The sequence below is a fragment of the Bacillus sp. KS1 genome (assembly GCF_020075515.1).
GTDB lineage: Bacteria > Bacillota > Bacilli > Bacillales > Bacillaceae > Bacillus > Bacillus velezensis.
Genome location: NZ_JACAWW010000024.1, coordinates 63,965 through 82,618, shown reverse-complemented (window position 1 = coordinate 82,618; position 18,654 = coordinate 63,965). Strand labels below are relative to the sequence as shown.

Annotated in this window: 21 protein-coding genes and 4 pseudogenes; 16 read left to right on the top strand and 9 right to left on the bottom strand. The window is 39.8% G+C overall.

Annotation, left to right across the window (positions count from 1 at the left end):
* From HWY38_RS18355 to HWY38_RS18345, 3 genes are all read left to right on the top strand, one after another.
* The coding region (locus HWY38_RS18355) for a T7SS effector LXG polymorphic toxin (protein WP_224182345.1) at positions 1-1,743 on the top strand (1,743 nt) is incomplete at its 5' end.
* A gap of 2 nt (positions 1,744-1,745) precedes the next feature.
* On the top strand, positions 1,746-2,204 hold the full coding sequence (locus HWY38_RS18350) for an SMI1/KNR4 family protein (RefSeq protein WP_224182344.1): 459 nt from the start codon (positions 1,746-1,748) through the stop codon (positions 2,202-2,204).
* Between the two features lie 380 nt (positions 2,205-2,584).
* Positions 2,585-2,944: a hypothetical protein gene (locus tag HWY38_RS18345; RefSeq protein ID WP_224182343.1), complete on the top strand. Its 360-nt coding sequence runs from the start codon at positions 2,585-2,587 to the stop codon at positions 2,942-2,944.
* Between the two features lie 60 nt (positions 2,945-3,004).
* On the opposite strand, the pseudogene HWY38_RS18340 reads toward HWY38_RS18345, so the two are convergent.
* A pseudogene (locus tag HWY38_RS18340) lies at positions 3,005-4,023 on the bottom strand (hypothetical protein).
* 380 nt (positions 4,024-4,403) lie between these two features.
* On the opposite strand from HWY38_RS18340, the pseudogene HWY38_RS18335 reads away from it, so the two are divergent.
* A pseudogene (locus HWY38_RS18335) lies at positions 4,404-4,523 on the top strand (DNA polymerase); the annotation flags it as partial.
* A 40-nt stretch (positions 4,524-4,563) separates the two neighbouring features.
* Here the strand turns inward: HWY38_RS18335 and HWY38_RS18330 are convergent.
* Both HWY38_RS18330 and HWY38_RS18325 read right to left on the bottom strand, forming a co-directional pair.
* Complete coding sequence (locus tag HWY38_RS18330) at positions 4,564-4,686, bottom strand: PhrK family phosphatase-inhibitory pheromone (protein WP_148961648.1); 123 nt, start codon at positions 4,684-4,686, stop codon at positions 4,564-4,566.
* Positions 4,683-5,798, bottom strand: a complete 1,116-nt coding sequence (locus tag HWY38_RS18325) for a Rap family tetratricopeptide repeat protein (RefSeq protein ID WP_224182342.1) — start codon at positions 5,796-5,798, stop codon at positions 4,683-4,685. The genes HWY38_RS18330 and HWY38_RS18325 overlap by 4 nt, the downstream gene beginning before the upstream one ends.
* A gap of 365 nt (positions 5,799-6,163) precedes the next feature.
* On the opposite strand from HWY38_RS18325, the gene HWY38_RS18320 reads away from it, so the two are divergent.
* Complete coding sequence (locus HWY38_RS18320; protein WP_224182341.1) at positions 6,164-6,616, top strand: hypothetical protein; 453 nt, start codon at positions 6,164-6,166, stop codon at positions 6,614-6,616.
* 130 nt (positions 6,617-6,746) lie between these two features.
* Positions 6,747-6,825 (top strand): annotated as a pseudogene (locus HWY38_RS19300) (hypothetical protein); the annotation flags it as partial.
* Positions 6,826-6,841: 16 nt separating this feature from the next.
* Here the strand turns inward: HWY38_RS19300 and HWY38_RS18315 are convergent.
* Together HWY38_RS18315 and HWY38_RS18310 are read right to left on the bottom strand one after the other, a co-directional pair.
* Positions 6,842-7,216 carry a YoqO family protein gene (locus tag HWY38_RS18315; RefSeq protein WP_224182340.1) on the bottom strand — a complete coding sequence of 125 codons (375 nt, stop codon included), beginning with the start codon at positions 7,214-7,216 and terminating at the stop codon, positions 6,842-6,844.
* 123 nt (positions 7,217-7,339) lie between these two features.
* Positions 7,340-7,576, bottom strand: a complete 237-nt coding sequence (locus HWY38_RS18310; RefSeq protein WP_007407922.1) for a hypothetical protein — start codon at positions 7,574-7,576, stop codon at positions 7,340-7,342.
* 538 nt (positions 7,577-8,114) lie between these two features.
* Between HWY38_RS18310 and HWY38_RS18300 the strand changes: the two genes are divergently transcribed.
* Complete coding sequence (locus HWY38_RS18300; protein ID WP_224182339.1) at positions 8,115-8,390, top strand: DUF3221 domain-containing protein; 276 nt, start codon at positions 8,115-8,117, stop codon at positions 8,388-8,390.
* Between the two features lie 497 nt (positions 8,391-8,887).
* On the opposite strand, the gene HWY38_RS18295 is transcribed toward HWY38_RS18300, so the two are convergent.
* Positions 8,888-9,412, bottom strand: coding sequence for a hypothetical protein (locus HWY38_RS18295; protein ID WP_224182338.1), 525 nt, complete (start codon positions 9,410-9,412; stop codon positions 8,888-8,890).
* 361 nt (positions 9,413-9,773) lie between these two features.
* Here HWY38_RS18295 and HWY38_RS18290 point away from each other — a divergent pair.
* Together HWY38_RS18290 and sprB are read left to right on the top strand one after the other, a co-directional pair.
* A pseudogene (locus tag HWY38_RS18290) lies at positions 9,774-10,053 on the top strand (hypothetical protein); the annotation flags it as partial.
* Between the two features lie 2 nt (positions 10,054-10,055).
* Positions 10,056-10,232: a recombination directionality factor SprB gene (gene sprB, locus HWY38_RS18285; protein WP_007612049.1), complete on the top strand. Its 177-nt coding sequence runs from the start codon at positions 10,056-10,058 to the stop codon at positions 10,230-10,232.
* Positions 10,233-10,264: 32 nt separating this feature from the next.
* Here the strand turns inward: sprB and HWY38_RS18280 are convergent, their stop codons facing one another.
* Positions 10,265-10,690: an SDR family NAD(P)-dependent oxidoreductase gene (locus tag HWY38_RS18280; protein ID WP_007612048.1), complete on the bottom strand. Its 426-nt coding sequence runs from the start codon at positions 10,688-10,690 to the stop codon at positions 10,265-10,267.
* A gap of 316 nt (positions 10,691-11,006) precedes the next feature.
* Between HWY38_RS18280 and phyC the strand changes: the two genes are divergently transcribed.
* Complete coding sequence (gene phyC / locus HWY38_RS18275) at positions 11,007-12,158, top strand: 3-phytase (protein WP_224182337.1); 1,152 nt, start codon at positions 11,007-11,009, stop codon at positions 12,156-12,158.
* Between the two features lie 49 nt (positions 12,159-12,207).
* Here the strand turns inward: phyC and HWY38_RS18270 are convergent, their stop codons facing one another.
* Both HWY38_RS18270 and HWY38_RS18265 read right to left on the bottom strand, forming a co-directional pair.
* Entirely contained in the window at positions 12,208-13,164 is a 957-nt protein-coding gene (locus tag HWY38_RS18270) for a DUF3880 domain-containing protein (protein ID WP_224182336.1), read from the bottom strand.
* 6 nt (positions 13,165-13,170) lie between these two features.
* Positions 13,171-13,602, bottom strand: a complete 432-nt coding sequence (locus HWY38_RS18265; protein WP_029326144.1) for a hypothetical protein — start codon at positions 13,600-13,602, stop codon at positions 13,171-13,173.
* A 210-nt stretch (positions 13,603-13,812) separates the two neighbouring features.
* On the opposite strand from HWY38_RS18265, the gene cgeC reads away from it, so the two are divergent.
* From cgeC to HWY38_RS18235, 6 genes are all read left to right on the top strand, one after another.
* On the top strand, positions 13,813-14,112 hold the full coding sequence (gene cgeC / locus HWY38_RS18260; RefSeq protein ID WP_317986224.1) for a spore maturation protein CgeC: 300 nt from the start codon (positions 13,813-13,815) through the stop codon (positions 14,110-14,112).
* Positions 14,113-14,176: 64 nt separating this feature from the next.
* Complete coding sequence (locus HWY38_RS18255) at positions 14,177-15,448, top strand: glycosyltransferase family 2 protein (protein WP_224182334.1); 1,272 nt, start codon at positions 14,177-14,179, stop codon at positions 15,446-15,448.
* 38 nt (positions 15,449-15,486) lie between these two features.
* Entirely contained in the window at positions 15,487-16,266 is a 780-nt protein-coding gene (locus HWY38_RS18250) for a GNAT family N-acetyltransferase (RefSeq protein WP_038458805.1), read from the top strand.
* Positions 16,267-16,344: 78 nt separating this feature from the next.
* Entirely contained in the window at positions 16,345-16,485 is a 141-nt protein-coding gene (locus HWY38_RS18245; RefSeq protein WP_007612029.1) for a YjcZ family sporulation protein, read from the top strand.
* Positions 16,486-16,622: 137 nt separating this feature from the next.
* Positions 16,623-17,069: a GyrI-like domain-containing protein gene (locus HWY38_RS18240; RefSeq protein ID WP_224182333.1), complete on the top strand. Its 447-nt coding sequence runs from the start codon at positions 16,623-16,625 to the stop codon at positions 17,067-17,069.
* Positions 17,070-17,316: 247 nt separating this feature from the next.
* The gene (locus HWY38_RS18235) at positions 17,317-18,648 is read left to right on the top strand and encodes an aspartate aminotransferase family protein (protein WP_032873369.1); all 1,332 of its coding nucleotides are present in this window, start codon (positions 17,317-17,319) and stop codon (positions 18,646-18,648) included.
* Positions 18,649-18,654 lie beyond the last annotated feature (6 nt).

Below are 18,654 nucleotides of genomic sequence, written 5' to 3'. Positions count from 1 at the left end.
CAGATTAGAGAACAATTTATCAATCTCAGAAAAGCGTTTCAGGGAATGGCTGACTTAGACGACAGTGAGTTTTCAGGCAAAGGCGCAGACAACATTAAAGCATTCTTTCAAGATCACGCCGGTGTCACAGACAGCTGGCTTGATCTGATCGATATGAAAATTGCTTTTCTTAACAGTATTTCTGGAAAAGTAGCTGATGCCGGATTGGCCGATTCGTTTGTGGAAGAGTCCTTTTTAGAACATGAGCTGATTCATGCGAAGAATAAATCAAAAGCCATCATGCAGGAGCAGCGCAATGAAATGAAAGGTATCCTTGATGAAATCAGCGATATCATTCATCTTGATGTTTTCTCCACAGAAGATGTCGATCAAAAGCTGGATTCAGCAGACAAAAAACGGGATAAGACCATACATAAACTCGGAAAGCTTGATCACGATCTAACGAAAGAATACGCAGAAACCGAAGCGAATGAGCATTTCATCCAAGCTGACTTTCAACAGCTTCAAAATGCCACGGGTAAGGGAAAAAATGCAACACCACTTCACTATAACGCCAAGGCGTACAGAGAAAGTGACATACATAAGAAAAAAGGCGAGATTGCGAGACATGCGGATGCTTATTTGACGATTAAGAAGGAAGAAGCGAAAGAGCGGGAAATCAAGGATCTGAAAAAAAAGCTCGCTGATGGAGTAACTGATCCTGATGAATACTTGGAGATTGCCAAGAAGATCGGTTACGAGAATCTTGAACCTTTCCAGCAGCAATATGTGATCCAGCTTGAACAAGCAAAACAGCTGGAAGAAGCCGGAGAAGTGACTTGGGATATTTTAAAAGGAGCCGGCGTTGGTTTATATGATGTCGGGAAAGACACGGTAACCGGTCTATGGGACTTCATAACCGATCCGGGGGAAACTCTGTCAGCATTGGGGAATGCAGTACTTCATCCTGTTAAAACTTATGATGCTGTTTCAGCAGCAATCGAGGAATCGTATCAAAAAGATATGGTGAATGGAGATGCTTACTCCAGATCAAGATGGGTGACATATGCGGTCGGTTCAGTGGCTGTGGCTGTCGTCGGAACGAAAGGCGCAGGAGCCGTTAACAAAGCTGATGCGGCGGGGAAGGTCATAAACAAGGCAGGACAGGCAGGGAAGAAAATTAAAGACGTTAAGATTGCAGATTTGCTTCCTTATAACTCTAAGTATGATCTTGCTTTGGCCGATAACGTACCATACAATGTGGTTGACAGCCAAAACCTTAAAAATGAACTATTAACTAATGCGAAGAAATTAGGTGAGAGCAGAAAGCCATTTACAGGTAAGGAATTAACTCTCCCTTGGCTAAATAAAGAGAAGTATGGCGCCTTTGAAGTTAAAGGGAAGGTAAAAGCTTCGGGTAAAACTAAAGATGTAAGTCGAAGAGTATACACATTGAAAGATATTGATATAAACAAAGTTGATGCTGAAAGCGGAAAAACAAATTTACAACTTATGAAAAAAGGTGACGCTCCTTTTGCTAATGATGGCACAAAAATCAACTTACATCATTTAATTCAAGAAGAGCCAGGAACGATGGTGGAAATTCCCGCTTCTGTTCATCAAAATAATAAAAAAGTTCTCCATGGATTGAAAAAAGGTGGGGAAAGTTTTAGAAATGACAGGGAGTTGCGGAATCAGTATAAAAGCTTCCAACGAAGATATTGGAAATGGAGAGCGAGCCAATTTGAGAAAGGAGAAATGTAACGATGACTTATCATGAAATTGAAGAATTTATTAAAGAAAACGCTGAAGAGGATGATTTTACAGGCGGAATAAGTGAAGAAAAAATCATAGAGATACAAAATCGTTTAAATGTAAAACTTCCCGAGAGTTATAAGTGGTTTTTAAATAAATATGGCTCCGGTGGAATTTACGGGGTAAATATACTTGGCCATGGGAAAGTTTCTGCAAGGGTTGTTACAGTTACTGAGGAATATAGAACTCATTATAATTTAAGTGACGGTATTATCGTTATAGAAGATGTAGATGAATTCTCTTATTGCCTCGATACAAACAAAATGGAAAACGACGAATGTCCAGTAATAGTTTGGGCAAATGAAGCCGGTTATGGTGACAAGGTTGCAGATAACTTTCTGCAATTTTTCTTGGAAGAGCTTGAAGAAGCAAAAGAAAATTGGGAAGAGGACGAAGATCGGGACGATTAAGTAGAAGTATTGCAAAGTTAAGCTCTCTTTTTGAGAGCTTTTTTTGTATGAAATAATGAAATAAGATACTGTTGGTTGAAAAGAAACTGTTTTTCCATCTACTATATTTGGTGGAATTTAAGTTGAATATCTCGCTGGAATTACTGATAAATAACATGTGAAATAATACCAAACGGAAGGAGTTTGTTATACAAAGGTGAAGCAAACATATACAAATATGATGCTATACTTGGGCAAAACAGGATAGTGATAGGATGGGACAAATATATTGAAATTCCAATGAACGAACTTCCTTCAAATGAGATTCAAGTTGAAGGACTTGGGAAAAACATGAAAATCATTTACAGCAACGTTGTAAAATTTGAGAGAGGGTGAATGTTATGGAAGGCCTTAATAACTCTTACAACATTACGAAAGACCCTAAGTTTTTAGCATTTTGCAGTTTAGCGACAGAAGGCGCAGGAAGTAATTCGAATCAGCAATGTTCAATTCAATTTGATGAATTTAAAGATGCGCTCGAGAACGGAAAAGTGGTTGATAATCAAAACCTTAAAAGCACTTCAGAATTAAATCACCAGTTCGATTACTGGAAATCCAGAATAACGGGTGGACGAGCTGTAACTGAAACAGATAATCAAGTGCTGGATATCATCAAACAAGCATACAATCTTGGAATGGTGACGAAAGATAATATGCTTTTGAGAAATCAAGCCATTAACGCGTATAAAACATCTATTTAATTTAAAATTAAAGCCCCTTATTCAGGAAGGGGCTTTTGCTTTGCAACTTATTCTTTATGTTTAATCTAAAACCATAAAGTCCTGCACTTTTGTTTCTTCTTCAGGCAAATCAAATTCATTAAGTTTCTTTTTAGTACGGATATCAAAAATCCCCATATAGCCACCAATGCCTTTTTTGTTTTCCTCTTGTGAAATCACATAAAGTTTTTGATCTTTAAACTTTGCATTCATATACGGAAATTTTAAATCGAATTTTTCAAAAGAAAAATCTTTATCGTACTCAAGTAAGCAGGCGTATCCGGATTTATTAATATATGTAACGTAAAATTTACCGCTTTTTTTGTCGTAATACACAGCGTCCGCTTGTTCGAGATCATCCGGATATTTTATGAATTTTGATTTCCATGATCCTTTTTCGATTACAGTTAGTTCATGTTCTGAGCTAGCCACAACATATTTTTCAGAGTGATCAAATACATCTCCATAGGAAGCTAATCCAATCGTTTTAATAATCTCTTCTGTTTTTCTATCAATGACGTACAAAGACATTCCTTGAATGACGTAAATATACTTATCATCGCTTTCTCCCATGGTTACTAGGGAGGGCAAAGTCAGGCTATATTTTTTATTGAACTTTTTATCATTTACTTTCAGTTCATTTCCATTGGTGTCGACATTATAGGCTTTTACAGAAATATCTTCTCCTTGATACCAAAAAGCAAATGGATTGGATAATTTATGTTCTTTAATGGTGTTGTTTTTTAATGTGTAATAATATGGTTCATGTTCAGCTAACAAGACGATATCGTCTGAAGAGGGGGTTTTTTCTGGATATATGGTATATCCGGTACCTTAAAGTATCGTTTATTGAATTTTTCTCCTTGTGATGTGGATATGAGTACGCTTTTCTTGATGAGTGGATTTGAATAGACAAAAAAGATTTTATCCTCGGTTGGATTAATTTTAGAAGTACGTACAGAGTGTTCACCTTTATTTATAAAGAATGCATTGATCTACAATATAACTATTGCACCAATTAGAACTCCTGAAATCCCATATAAAACATAAGACTTTTTCATATAACGCTCCTTATCTTTTATATAAAATAAAAAGACACTTGCAGAATAAATCTGCAAGTAAAACGATTAGTAGCTAACAGTTTTTGATGAACGATCAATATCTGCAGGTGTGACAAGTGCGCCTCCATTACTGTCTAGGTCTGTTCTTTTGTATTTTTGTATGATTGCCACACAAGTTTAGAGCAATACTATTTATTTGTGCTTTTTTTGGTTGCAGCCACTGAATAAGGCTTACCTGTTTTACTACTAGCATATCTCTGGGCCTTTACCTTATCATAGATATCTGCGCCCTTAACATACTGTTTCTTTTTGCTTTTGAATCGCTTACCTCAGTTGTTCTGATAATTCCTTACCCCTTTTCCAGCCCATGCTTCCATAATTTTGTTAAGGACAGGATAAGAAATAAATACGGATTAAAAGCGATCTTACGAGCTGTTTCTTATACACCTGGAGGCACAGCTTTGCATAGAGCAGGTTTGACAGGTGGTCACAAATTATAAAATAAAAAGCCCACTCATATGAGTAGGGCTAAATTAATTTTCAACCTCCGACTGGCCTTTCAGCTACCTGGATGCTAGATGGTGAATCTGTACTCAATTGCGTTAAAGCTACCCCACTTAAAATTACAGTTAAAATAGATACGCAAAGCACAATTTTTTTCATAAGATTCCCTCCACCTGATTCATTTTCTGTTCAGCCCAAATTTTTTCATTGAAAAAGCTTGTTGCTTCTTCAAAAGCACCTATTGATTCAAACCTTTTTGCAGCTATGTAGGACAATTCATCTACACTTTCAAGGTCATTTTGTTGTTTTAAAAACTCAATGTAACGGATGCAATTACTGAAGTTGTTTTTTAATTCACCACAATATAGGTTGTATAGGGTGCTAATTTTGGCTTCGTATACCTTATTCTCCATTAATATGAGTCTTTCCTGTGCTTTATTGTAAAAATTAATGGCTTTCATTTTTTCGTCAATTTTAAATAGTTCCTTAATCATCATGAATAAAGAATTTATATAATAATTTGAATTCATCCAAGATTCATTTCCAATAGCTTTTTCGAGAGATTTAATGCACTTATCAGGTTTGTCCCAATCAGAATACACGATACTAAGGTTGTGATATAACTGAGCTTCCAAATATTCATCCTTTGTTTCTTGTGCAATGTCTATTGCTTCTAAATAATATGTTTCTGACTCTTCAAACCGTTTCATATCGGAATAGTTTGCAGCCGCAATCATTGTTGAAGTTGCCAGTTTGCATTTATAGTCAGGGTGTCGCTTATATATTGCAATTGCATTCTTGATATAGTGTTGTGCCACAATGCTTTGTTTAACAAGAGTGTATAAGTAGGAGACCTTGGAGTAGAATTCAGCTGCTTCAATTTCATCCGGAATTTCTGCAAGCTTTTTCTCAGCTAATCCATATAAGTTAATTGCTCGATCATAATTTTTGTTGTATGCCTCGTACATTGCTTCGAATAAATAAAAGTTATATTCCAATTTATCGTTCGTTCTTTTTATGAAATTTTCATTCTCTTCAGTGAAATAAGTGTGCTTTTGTAAAGGCTCTCCGCGTGAAGAGTGCAGCAACATTTTGTGTCTTTCTTCTAATAAACTGTAATATGCAAGAACTTCTTGATCCTCTTCCATATCATCGAACAGGCTTTTAATCTCTGAGTAATATTTTATTGACTCATGTACCTTTTGTTTCTTTATAGCAATGTACCAATCATTCAGTGTAGTAGCAACAACTTCTGAAGCGATCTTGCTCATCCAAACCCCTCTTTCTGAAAATTTCAAAAATCCTTCGGGAATAATCATAACATAGTCATTGAAAAAATTGTAAAAGGATGTAGAGTTTTTGGGTTTTTCTAATTTGAAAAACGAAAAAAATACCCTCCTCGTTAGAGAAGGGATGTGATCAATTTCCTGTTGCTTTCAGTGAGGCAAGCCATTCATCTAATGTTCCTGAGACCTTGTTGAACGGCTAATTCATATGCTGATTTTCCATCTTTACCGGCAGCACCAGTAGCTCCAGTACTGCCTTTTTCACCTTTTAATGAAGATAACCATTCAAAAGTGATGAATATTTAATTCGGGAGTAAGGGAAATTAACAAAAAAATGTGAGGGAATGTAGATGAAACGATTTATCTTGGTTATACCTTTATTGGCTGCTGTTATTGCCTCTCCAACTCAAATGAAAGCAAGTCCAATGCCTTGTAGTGCAGTCCTCGAACCGGTAAATCAAAAACTGAAAAATGCGAAGGGTGCGGCACTAATCTATAAAGTGCAGTTATACCCGCCAAGTGCTGCGAGAACGAATATGAGTATTCTTGCTGTCCACCTTCCTCAGCCATCTTCTTATGGAAGCTATGACGGTTATGAAGGATTTGCTTCCAAAACAGGGGAGATCAGTTGGCGATTTAAACTATATCCGACTCCCGAGGGAGAGAGTCCTAATTGGGCTGGAAGGATTGATTCCATATCAGCTGAAATGACAAATGTTAAAGTGCAAGTACGCCTTTCAAATTCTAAGACACAAAAGTTGGGGCCGAGTGTATTAACAAACAATATTCAATCTTGCTATTAGAAATGTAGAGCTCTTATCAAAGAGAGCAATGCGACTGGATCTTTTGTAAATTGTCAAAAAGGTAGGAAATTCTGGTGAAAAATGAAGAAGAGTCCATTAAGATGGAATGTCTGAAGTCAATTCATCATTTGACAGAAGAGAGCCGGCAAAAGTCGATATTGCGTTTGATTTTGTACATAGAAAGACGGCATAAAAAGAAATGGTTAGCTAAAAAAAGGCAAAGAGTCAACGCTCTTTACCATCAGGTGTTTTCCTTAAGCGGTCTGCAATATGCTTAATTAAATTCAGCGCAGCAGTCACTAATCCAATAACTAAAACAATTTCAAGTAAGAGGATAAATCCAAAATTTAAACCGCGACTTTCAAAGTAATCATCGGTAAAAAAGAGCAATTGATAAATCCCAAGCATTAGCACAATAAAGGAAGCGCCTATAATCGCCAGAGACTTTTTAGAGAACTCCTTAGTATGGTTAAAATTATAAACCAATAAGAACAAAAATAGACAAGCCATGGCGATCTTATGAGTCAATGAATCATTTGCTGAGAACCCTTGCACAAGTAAGGAGATAATTAATCCGGTCATTCCGATTATTTTATTCATGATTTCACCTTCATTAGATAAGTATGATCTGGTGTCAGCTTACCAATTAAAGGTGATATTCTCAACATAATGCAGTTTAAAGTTAACTTAAAATCGTAATTTTAAGAACAAATTTAGAGTGGATCATGACATGCTGTTTATTATGCTGTAAACAAACGCAACAATAAATAATGGATAAGAGATAACAGCAATTAGTTTTGAAGATTTGCTCTTTTTTTCAAATGTGTATATTAGTGCAAATCCTAAAAAGAATATGGTGACAAACCAAGAAGAATAGGATGGGTACAATGCAATAAGTAAGACAATAAGAGTGGATAACGCAAAAGAAGAGTCAAGTGTTATTTTCTGATCGTTTTTCAAATAAACCGCCTCCTTACACATATTCCCCCATATAAAAACACTTAAACATTATATTAAGTCAGCATGATTAAATGATAAACATTTTACGTCAAGAACAAGATAAAGCAATCCGGCATTTCAAGGACAAGCTGAACATGTCTGAAAAACTGTACATATCCTTAGTTAATGTTAACTGCTTAGAGATAAGCAAAATGATTATGCGGAAAGGCTGTATAGACTTATAAGTCAGACCTTACCTAAACTTAGATCGCTTAAAGAAGGTGATGTGGTTGATCAGCCAATTTGGATTTAGTGATGTAATTGTGTGGTTCTATGATGGTGAAGATCTCGCCGTGTTCCATAAGACTACAGGGAAGTTGTTTAAATCCTTAAAAATGAGGCGTTTTAGTCTGTCATTTCCTAAAACAGTGTTTTACTCTTGTTACAAATACGAAAGAAGGGCGGTTTGAATTTGTATAGAGTGTTTATAATGTTGTTAATTTCGCTAATTTTGTTATGTGTAACATTAGGGTGTCAAAACCAACATAGCAAACATTTTATGGAGGCTGAGCAAACTATGGTCGGCTATGTCATTTTAAAAGGAGAGAATCAAGCAATTCTCATACCTAATGAAAAAGCTGATGTTAAAGACTATGAAAATCTTAGTGAAAAAGAGATTATTAAAAAGTATAGATCGGATATAGTTTTACTGGGACTTAGTCAACTTAACAATAAAGATGACTTGAGCAAAGGACAAAAAATTCGTATTTGGTATAAAAAATTAAATGAATCTTCACCTTCAAAAACAAACATCTCAAAGTTTGAAAGTATTTAGTACATCTCTTTAATTCCTAGGAATACCGCTGCAAAACTGAAGCGGTATATTGAACAGAAATAATGTCTTCAAACCTCACCTCATTCTTCATCTGCTGATCTTTTCTGTTGACGATGTGTTAAAGCTGATGAGCGCTCAATTGGATACTTAGTGAAGAAGTAACGTTCGTTGACGGAGGCTCTATATATGAAGCATTCCTGCTCCAAGGTTTATTTGACGATTCAGATGAAGAAAAAGACACATTTATATTTTCAAAGGCTGAATGAAATTAGAGAGTAATTGAAATAGACCACAGGAGGTGGATACCAAGAACATATTTTTGAATTACTGAGTACCGTTAAAATGGTGATGGATGAACTCTTGAATCACTTAACAAAGTCAAATATAAGATTAGCAAATAAGCATCTTGAGTATTATTCAGTTTAAGCACAAGTCTGCATTATTATTTTAAACAAATATTTTAAAAATAAAAAAGAGAGGGAAACCCTCTCAATGCATTAATAATTGTAGTCCCAGTAAACATCGACATTAACTGTTACTTGGGCTGAAGTATCATTGTTATGTGCACGGATATACAATTGTTTTCCTGAAATGCTTGATGTGTTTACGCTAAATACTTTGTAAAATTGTTCTCTTGAATAATTTCCTCCGCTCGGTCTAACAGTAGAAACTACAGTTCCATCTGACTTTACTAATTCATACGTCACATCCGCAGAGGCATTGCCCGTTGCACCTGATTCTTGGTATCCCATAAGAGAGATCTTGGTTACATTGTTTGGTGTGAAGCTGCTGACTACAGTCTTCCATGAGTCTGGCCCTGTTCTAGCTAGATTGACTTTGCCTACACCGTTTTTGCGATCTGTGCCAGTTTTTAAAACATGGAAGCTATCAGTATTTGTTAAGGCTTCAAGATTACTGTGAGGCAGGGAAGCTGGCTCACTTTTAACAGCAGCGTTCGCTGAAGCAGCTGCACCAGTAAGACCGATAGTTGAAACTAATAAAGCAATTGCTGTTTTTTTCATTAAAAGCATCTCCCTTGGTTTAGGTATGTAATACAACTATATTATAACAATTAATTTTGAAATAAATGGAGAATGTTGTGAATATATGGTGAATTTTCTGAATGGAGTGTAAATTTTTTCGGTGAAAATTTTAAGGAGGCGGTTAGTTGGAAACAAAAGATACAAGAATGATGGTTAAAGAAGGAGATAAAGATTTCGGAATTGCGGAATATTTGTGTTGACGAGGCTGCTGCTGCATTAAAGAAGTACGGGTAAATGAACTGATAATATGGAAGGAATGAACACTTGATGAACCGAAAATATCGAAGGCAGGTCTGAGGAAATTCGCAAAAGGGTGGATATAGCTGCGGATTTTGAATGGTTTAGAGAGCCAGAGAATAAAGTTTATGTCGTACATATAAATGATTTCCTTATGTATAAGAACATAGCTGAAAATCAATTAACACATACCTATATAAAAAGTAAAACAAGTACAAAACACCGATTTCATCTTTGATGAAATCGGTACTGAACGCTGGATAAAGAAAAAAGTTAACCATACATATTATTTGAACAAGCTTTCCGAGGCTTTGATAAAGAAAGAACAGTCAAGAGACGAACCATTACATACATATAATACTCCTGTGAAAGCGGGGGTGTAGTTTTGGAACCTTACCAACGTTATGAGGAATTAAAGAAGAAAACAATAAAGGTTGTCCATAAAGATAATTACAGTATCCGCTATATAGATCAGGATGAAGCGAGTAATGACTTAGATGAATTTTATAAACAATTTGCTCAGCATTTATTAGAGGCTGCTTTGGAAAGGAGTGCAGAGTAAGCTTCTTTTTTGATTTGTTTGTGGTAAGTATCTTAATAAACGGCTTTATCGGTACTGATATTAATCACATGTGTCACTTCTTGCAGCAAAGCGGCTTCTGCGACATTTTGTCCGCCGATAAGGTTGGTTTGAATGGCTTCAAAGGGATTATCCTCACATGTCGGAACCTGCTTCAGTGCAGCTGTGTGAAAGACAATATCAACACCTTTCATCACTTGGTTGACTCTTCTGTAGTCACGAACATCGCCGAGCACAAACGACAGTCTTTGTTCATCCGCATATTTTTGTTTCATCACATATTGTTTACTGTCATCTTTGCTGAACACAATGATTTCTTTAGGGGTTAAGAGCAAAAGGCGTTTTACAATTTGACTTCCGATTGATCCTGTCCCGCCTGTGACGAGAACAGTTTTATCGTGAAAAAACGGTTGTAGCTCTACTGCTTGCTGTTTAGGCATGGCTTATCCTCCAACTCTCGTTTCTCTACCATGCATCATATGTTGAACAATTTCAGCGAGTTAATGAAAGAAACCAATAAATCAAAAATTAGAGAAAAACATTAATCTGATGCGCTTTCATATCGCTTTACCCGATTAATAGAATAGAAATCACAAATAAAACATTGTACTAAATATTCATTTTAAAAATTTGCTCACGTCAATTTTTTTCTCTTCTTAAATTCTCCCATGCGGACAATCTTCACAAAAACTTAACACTGAACTTCCTGTATGTATTTTACAATTAAAGTGAATTTCCATAAAAGGAGGAAGGAAAATGAACCATTCAAAAACACTTTTGTTAACCGCGACAGCCGGATTGATGCTCACGTGCGGTGCGGTTTCTTCCCAGGCCAAGCATAAACTGTCTGATCCTTATCATTTTACAGTGAATGCGGCGGCGGAAACGGAGCCGGTTGATACAGCCGGTGATGCAGCTGATGATCCTGCGATTTGGCTGGACCCCAAGAATCCTAAGAACAGCAAATTGATCACAACCAATAAAAAATCAGGCTTAGTCGTGTACAGCCTAGAGGGAAAGATGCTTCATTCCTATCCTACCGGGAAGCTGAACAATGTTGATATCCGCTATGATTTTCCGTTGAACGGAAAAAAAGTCGATATTGCGGCGGCATCCAATCGGTCTGAAGGAAAGAATACCATTGAGATTTACGCCATTGACGGGAAAAACGGCACATTACAAAGCATTACGAACCCAGACCGCCCGATTGCGTCAGCAATTGATGAAGTATACGGTTTCAGCTTGTACCACAGTCAAAAAACAGGAAAATATTACGCGATGGTGACAGGGAAAGAAGGCGAATTTGAACAATACGAATTAAATGCGGATAAAAATGGATACATATCCGGCAAAAAGGTAAGGGCGTTTAAAATGAATTCTCAGACAGAAGGGATGGCAGCAGATGATGAATACGGCAGTCTTTATATCGCAGAAGAAGATGAGGCCATCTGGAAGTTCAGCGCTGAGCCGGACGGCGGCAGTAACGGAACGGTGATCGATCGTGCCGACGGCAGGCATTTAACCCCTGATATTGAAGGACTGACGATTTACTACGCTGCTGACGGGAAAGGTTATCTGCTTGCATCAAGCCAGGGTAACAGCAGCTACGCGATTTATGAAAGACAGGGACAGAACAAATATGTTGCGGACTTTCAGATAACAGACGGGCCTGAAACAGACGGCACAAGCGATACAGACGGAATTGACGTTCTGGGTTTCGGGCTGGGGCCTGAATATCCGTTCGGCCTTTTTGTCGCACAGGACGGAGAAAATATAGATCACGGCCAAAAGGCCAATCAAAATTTTAAAATGGTGCCATGGGAAAGAATCGCTGATAAAATCGGCTTTCACCCGCAGGTCAATAAACAGGTTGACCCGAGAAAACTGACTGACAGAAGCGGAAAATAAACATAAAAAAAGCAGCTTATCCAAGCTGCTTTTTAATGTGAAGAGCGTTTCATGAGAAAGTCGTGGAACGGATAGCCGAAAGCACAGCCGGCAGCCGGTCATACGTGTACGCCGGTACTGTCTCTTGGTAATTAAGCGCCGCGATTTGTTTACGTTCACCCGGGTTTGTCATATAAAAATGGATCTTATCCGCAAAATCCGCAAGCCCGCTGTAAGAAACAAAGGATGAAAACGGGGGCGCGGGAGAAAGGTCTGTCAGCTGAAAGGCCTGACAAGCCGCAATGTCTAAGCTTCTCGTATTTAAACTGATATTTTCGATGCCGCGTCCGTTCTGATTGAGCGCAAACCGATAAGAACGGTGAGGGTTTAAGACCACGTCTGCGCTGTTGTAATATAAAGCGGCACGTTCGGGTGCAATCCATTCATCCATTACGAGCACATTTTGCTGCCTGGCGATTTTTTTAGGCAGATGTCTGCGCCATCCCTTCCCGATAATACGAAGCGTATACGGAAGCTTTGCCGCTGCTTTCACCAGTTCAACGCGGTTCGGATACGGGTATCCGATCAGAAGCAGATTTGTGTGAAGAGAGGCTTCAGCAGGTTGTTTCTTAAAAAGCCGCTGATTAACGGGGATCGGGACATAATATACGTGCTGTAAGCCCATTTGCCGGTAAGCATCAAGCGCGTTTTGTTCTATCGATAAAACGGCATCGGCGAAAGGGGCGATTGTCATGCTCACATCGAAATAAAAAGGATCTTCCGTCATCCATAGATAAACGGGAATCTGTTCTGTCTTCAGCCATTGAAGCCATTCAGACGGAATACGGTCTCCCGTCATCATCAGACTGATGTCTGGTTTGAATGCTCGTATACTGCGGATGGTATCTTCTTCAAACTCAGAAACAGAAAAAAAGCGGACGGAAGACTGTAAAAAGCCTTCCTCGATCCAGCGGTCAAAATACGTGTATATGCCTTTATATCCTGAACGGATATATAAAACGTTCATATGCTGTTACGAAGTGAACGTGACACTTTCAACTTTGTCGACGTCAAGCAATGTTGTAGCAGAGCCTGCCGGTGTAACGGAATTTTCCTGCGTAACAAAAACGATTCCGTGAATTTCGTCAAAGGCAACAAATTGAACCGGGCCGATCATGTCTCCTGAATCCATCACAATGCTGATGACAGTGCCGGGCTGAATTCTTGCAAAAATCCATCTCGCCGCTAATGAAATACCGCTTCCCAATACAGATTGTGCGCTGAGACTGTCTTTCGCCGCTGCTTCATCTACTTTTGCATCAATTGCCGATTCCAATAATTCTTTTACGCTGTTTTTCACGTTATCTCCTCCATCTGTACCGCCAGATAAAGCGCTGTTGTCAAATACAGGGGCTAAAAGAGTTTTCAATAAGTTCTTTTTAAGCTCCAAACGATCCTCGCTCATGCGGACATACACCTCCTTTAACAATTTCAACCTCACGTTTATTCATATTCCTGATTGAAGAGATTGGTATAAGTCGAATGCCGTTTTGCTTGTGTTTTTTTCAATATTTAATCAAACAGCTGAATTTTAGAATCAGGCTTTGTTTGCCTATGCGGATTGTAAGAGTATGACATACGTTGTATAGATTAAAAAATGAAGGAGAGGAATATTTTGGATTCTGGAGAAACTGTAAAACACGGGGGTTTTGAGGAGGAATTTCAGCTCGTACTGCTTCTTCTTCTTTTGTTATCCCGTCAGCCGTCCGGAGATCATTCAGATTTGCGGCGTCAGCTTGTAATGGCAAAAGAGCTTGGGGTTCCTGTATCACGCGTCAATCTGATTAACGGCAGCACACTGCAAAACGTAATTGTCAAAGAAGTACTGTCAGATTTGGCCGTTTTTCAAAATCCGCTCAATAATACGAGATCAAACGTCGCGATTTCAAGCATCGTCAGCTGGGGTGCTTTTTAATAACGGATATCAGGCTCTGTCTCTTTCGGAGCCGTTTTTTACGTTTTACAGAAGGGGTGATGGGATGGAAAAGAAGATCTCAATTATCTTAACGAGTTACAACAAACCGGATCTTGTGAAACAGGCGATTGAAAGTGTTTTGCATCAGACCTACAGCAATTGGGAGCTGTTTGTGATGGATGATCATTCAAATGAAGAAACCTCGGCTGCCATCAGTACGTATATAAAAGATCCTCGCATATATTATGACAACAGTTTTATCAATCCTGCCGAACGGCTGAAGTCGACCCGGTATGCCGTTTTGATTAATGATGCGCTTTCACGGGCTAAAGGCGAATACATCACTTATTTGACAGACGACACCGTATTTCATCCGGAAAGGCTCAGCCGCATGGCGGAAGCGCTAAATCAATGCAGCGAGTTTGATGCCGTCTATTCCAGCCAGAAGGTGATACATGTAAACGGGCGCGGAACAGAACAATTCCACTTCTATCGTTTTGCTGAAGAGGTGCTTGATCAGGCCGCTTTTCTCGTTGATCACTGTTCAGTGATGCACCGGAGATCATTGCTTGAGCGTGTGAAAGAGAAGTTCGGCAGCTTTTGGGATGAAGATGTTATACATTGGAATCACGGAGACTCTGTTTTTTGGAGCAGGCTCAACACATTTACATCATTTCTGCCGATAAAAGAAGTGTTGGATACGACCTATAAAACACCTCACTCATTTCAGAACACGTATCAATCGCTTCCGTCTGTCCTGATCGATGGGTCTTTTGTAAAGGGGACGGATCAGAAAGTATATCAGCTTGACCGAAATAAAAGGAAGCCTGTAAACGAGCGCTGGCATACGTTATATGAAGGGCGAACCGTCGTCATTCCGGATCCGTTTTTATTTCAATATGAGGAAGAGGACTCCGCAAGTATTCCGAATTTTCAGCTCGTCAGGGATCAGTTTCATGTTTATTTTATAGAAGACGGGGAGAAAAGGCTGGTTGATCATAGCGCATTTCGCTTTTACCGATTTAAACGGCATGGCATCCCGGCTTTAGAACGGGCCGAAATACAATCGCTTCCGGACGGTCCGCAGATCAGCCGGTGGACATCGGACTGTGTTCAACATTTGCCCGGGAGGATGCTGTTTCGCATTGAACGGAAATTTTATGTTTATTTGAGAGGGGTTCTCCATCCGATCAGTCATGACGTAGCGAAACGCTTTTTTGCGAATCAGAAGGCGATACCCATTTCCTTTCAGCAAATTAAACAATTACCAATTGGAATGCCGTTCTATCCGGTGTACGATGAAATTATAAGAAATCTCAATATAACAAAAGGTTGAGAGATGCAGTCGGATGTGCAAGGAAAAGGAGAGCTTTTATGACCGATCAATTTGATAAAACCGAGAAGCAGTATATAGAGCTTACTTCCGGCATTCAGAGGTTCGAGCATTTCAGTGTATATACGGACCCTTTTTTGCCGCAGATTTTTTCGCATAACTTTGTTCAGCTGCACCGTACATTTCCGTTAGACAAACTGCTGCCGTTTTTTTCGTCCGTTCCGGGCATGCTTCAAGCCAATTATATTCATGTGAAAGCGGCTCCGGAGCACGCGTTTCCGCTTCTTCTGAAACAAACTCTGGTAAAGCAGGGCTGCGTAGTGGAAGATGAGCTGTTTTTTGCAAGGAAACTGGAAAATGGGGATCTGCAGGCCGGACACCCGCTCACTGCTTGGGGAACGGAAAAAAGCCTCGCCGACGGGTCGTCTATTATGAACATCTATGATGCCCTTTACATTGGCGAGGCGGCGGCCGAACAAAAGCTTGAGCGGAAATATCCTTTGTATAAGGACGGAACGGTTATGCTTGTCGTGTGCTACAGCGACGCCTCGCAAACGATTCCGATCGGCTGCGGAGAGCTTTTCATCAACAAAGCAGATAAAACCGCAAAAATAGAAGAAGTCGCAATTCTGGATCAATTCCAACGAAAAGGCTACGGATCGATATTGATGAATGAGCTGATGGCGGCGGCAAAGCTGAACGGCATGGAAACTGTATACCTTGTGACGTCCGGGATGGACGGTGTAAACCGCTTTTATGAAAAACTCGGCTTCAAAAGATTTCGGCGCGTGCATACAATTTTTCATTATTTTCTTACATAGTTGGGCATTCGCATAAACCAATTGGGAGTTGGCCCGCATACAATGCCGTATATCGTAAGAAGAAAGGATGATTTGCGTATGTACGGATATGGCTACGGTTGCGGCAGTTTTGGCTATGGTTACGGGCACGGCGGCTGCGGAGGCGGAACCAGCACTTTTGTGCTGATTGTGGTATTGTTTATTTTATTAATCATCGTCGGTGCGGCTTTTATTTGTTAGACTGAAAAAAATCCTATAATGAAAATCAGCCTGCAGAGAACATCACTTTCTGCAGGCTTTTTGTTATTTCCATGCTGAAAAAATCAGCTTGAAAAACATTTTAATACATATTACCTTCTGGAAAAGGGGGCGAAAATGTGAACATAACGATTAAAGAATTACCTGAATCAAGAATTGCTTATTTCCGAAATATCGGAGAGTATGGCGGAAAGCAAAACAAAGAACTGATGGAGTCATTTAAAAACTGGGCGCAATTGAATGGTCTGCTTGATCATTCTGTCATTTTAGGAATTCCGCAAGACCATCCGAATCGTACTCCTAAAGAGAAATGCCGTTATGATGTTTGTCTTGTTATCAATCAAGACCATGTGCCTGAACCAGCCCGGATCGGTACATTTTCCGGAGGGAAGTACGCTGTCTTCTTGCTTGATCACACAAAAGAGGCAGTCAGTGGATTTTGGAATACTGTTTTTTCTGAGATCGAAAAAAATAATTTATCAATCAGAGAACAGCCCATTATCGAAAGGTATACTTTACAAAAGGTGAATCATCATTTGTGTGAAATATTGATTCCCATACAGTAAAGAAGACGGGAATTTTCCGCCTTCTGCTTATACTGATTCAGATCAAAAATGATGTGATGATGAGGTGAGCAAAGAATAAAATCAACAATAGAAATAGAATTTCCAGAACGCTCTTCAGGCTGTCGGGACATCTCCGGCAGCCTGTTTTACAGAAAGGTATTTTCTGCAAAAAACTTTCTGAAGGATAAGAATGCGGTTATTCATCTGTTCATACAATGAAGCAAATGGGTTTTCGAGGTGGAAAGATATGGGGAGCTATTTAATCAAACCGGAGCTTGACGCAAATTATCCGTCAGTCAGTCACGGAAAGGGATCATATGTGTATGATCAGGAGGGGAACAAGTATCTTGACGGAGCATCGGGGGCGGTCACTTGCAATATCGGTCACGGCACGGAGGATATTATACAAGCTTTAAAAGAGCAGCTTGACTCCGTTTCGTTTGTGTATCGCTCGCAATTCACCAGTACTCCGGCAGAAGAACTGGCTTTATTTCTGGCCGATCATCTGCCGGGCGGGCTGAATTGGTCATTTTTTGTAAACAGCGGCTCAGAGGCAGTCGAAACAGCGATGAAAATGGCCGTTCAATATTGGCAGGAAAAAGGGCAATACCAAAAATCCGTCTTCCTATCAAGATGGGGCAGTTACCACGGCATTACTTTGGGAGCGCTTTCATTATCGGGGTTCTACGAACGGAGATACCGCTTCACCCAGCTGCTCGAACGGTTTCCGGCCGTTTCAGCACCTAATATGTATCGTTCTGAGCTGCAGGGAGAGGAATTTGTGAAAGCTGCGGCGGCTGAACTGGAAACGGCTGTTCAGCGGATCGGTTCCTCATTTATCGCGGGATTTGTTGCAGAGCCGATTGTCGGAGCAGCCGGTGCGGCCATCACTCCGCCGGCAGGTTATTATGAAGCGCTTGAGGAGGTCTGCCGCCGGCACGGTATTTTGTTTATCGCGGATGAAGTCATGACGGGGCTCGGGAGAACAGGGCGGATGCTTGCTTCTGAGCATTGGGGGATCGCACCTGATATCGCGGTGCTCGGAAAAGGGTTAGGCGCCGGTTACGCTCCGATAGCGGCAGCCGTTGCGTCTGATGACATCATTGAAACGATCAAGCGGGGCTCCGGGGTCATTATGAGCGGACATACGTACAGTGCCAATCCATACTGTGCAAGAGCGGCGCTTGAAGTGCTTCGCTATGTTAAGAAACACGAGCTGCTTCGGCAGTCAGAGGAAAAAGGCGTAATGCTGAAGCGGAAATTAGAAGAAATCAAAGAGCGCAGCGGGGTGATCGGGGATGTCCGCGGTAAAGGCCTCCTGATCGGAGTTGAATTCGTTAAGGATAAAACGACGAAGGACGTTTTTTCGAAAAAACAGGCCTTCACCGAAAAAATCATTAAAGCGGCAAAAAAACGGGGCCTGCTTATCTACCCTGCAAAGCCTGGCATTGACAGCGGAGAAGGAGACGCCGTCATCATCGCCCCGCCGTTCACGATTTCATATGCCGAGCTGGATGAGCTGTCAGATCTATTTTCCCAGGCCGCAGAAGAAGTTGAAAAAATGATGAAGAAGGATTGAGCTGAT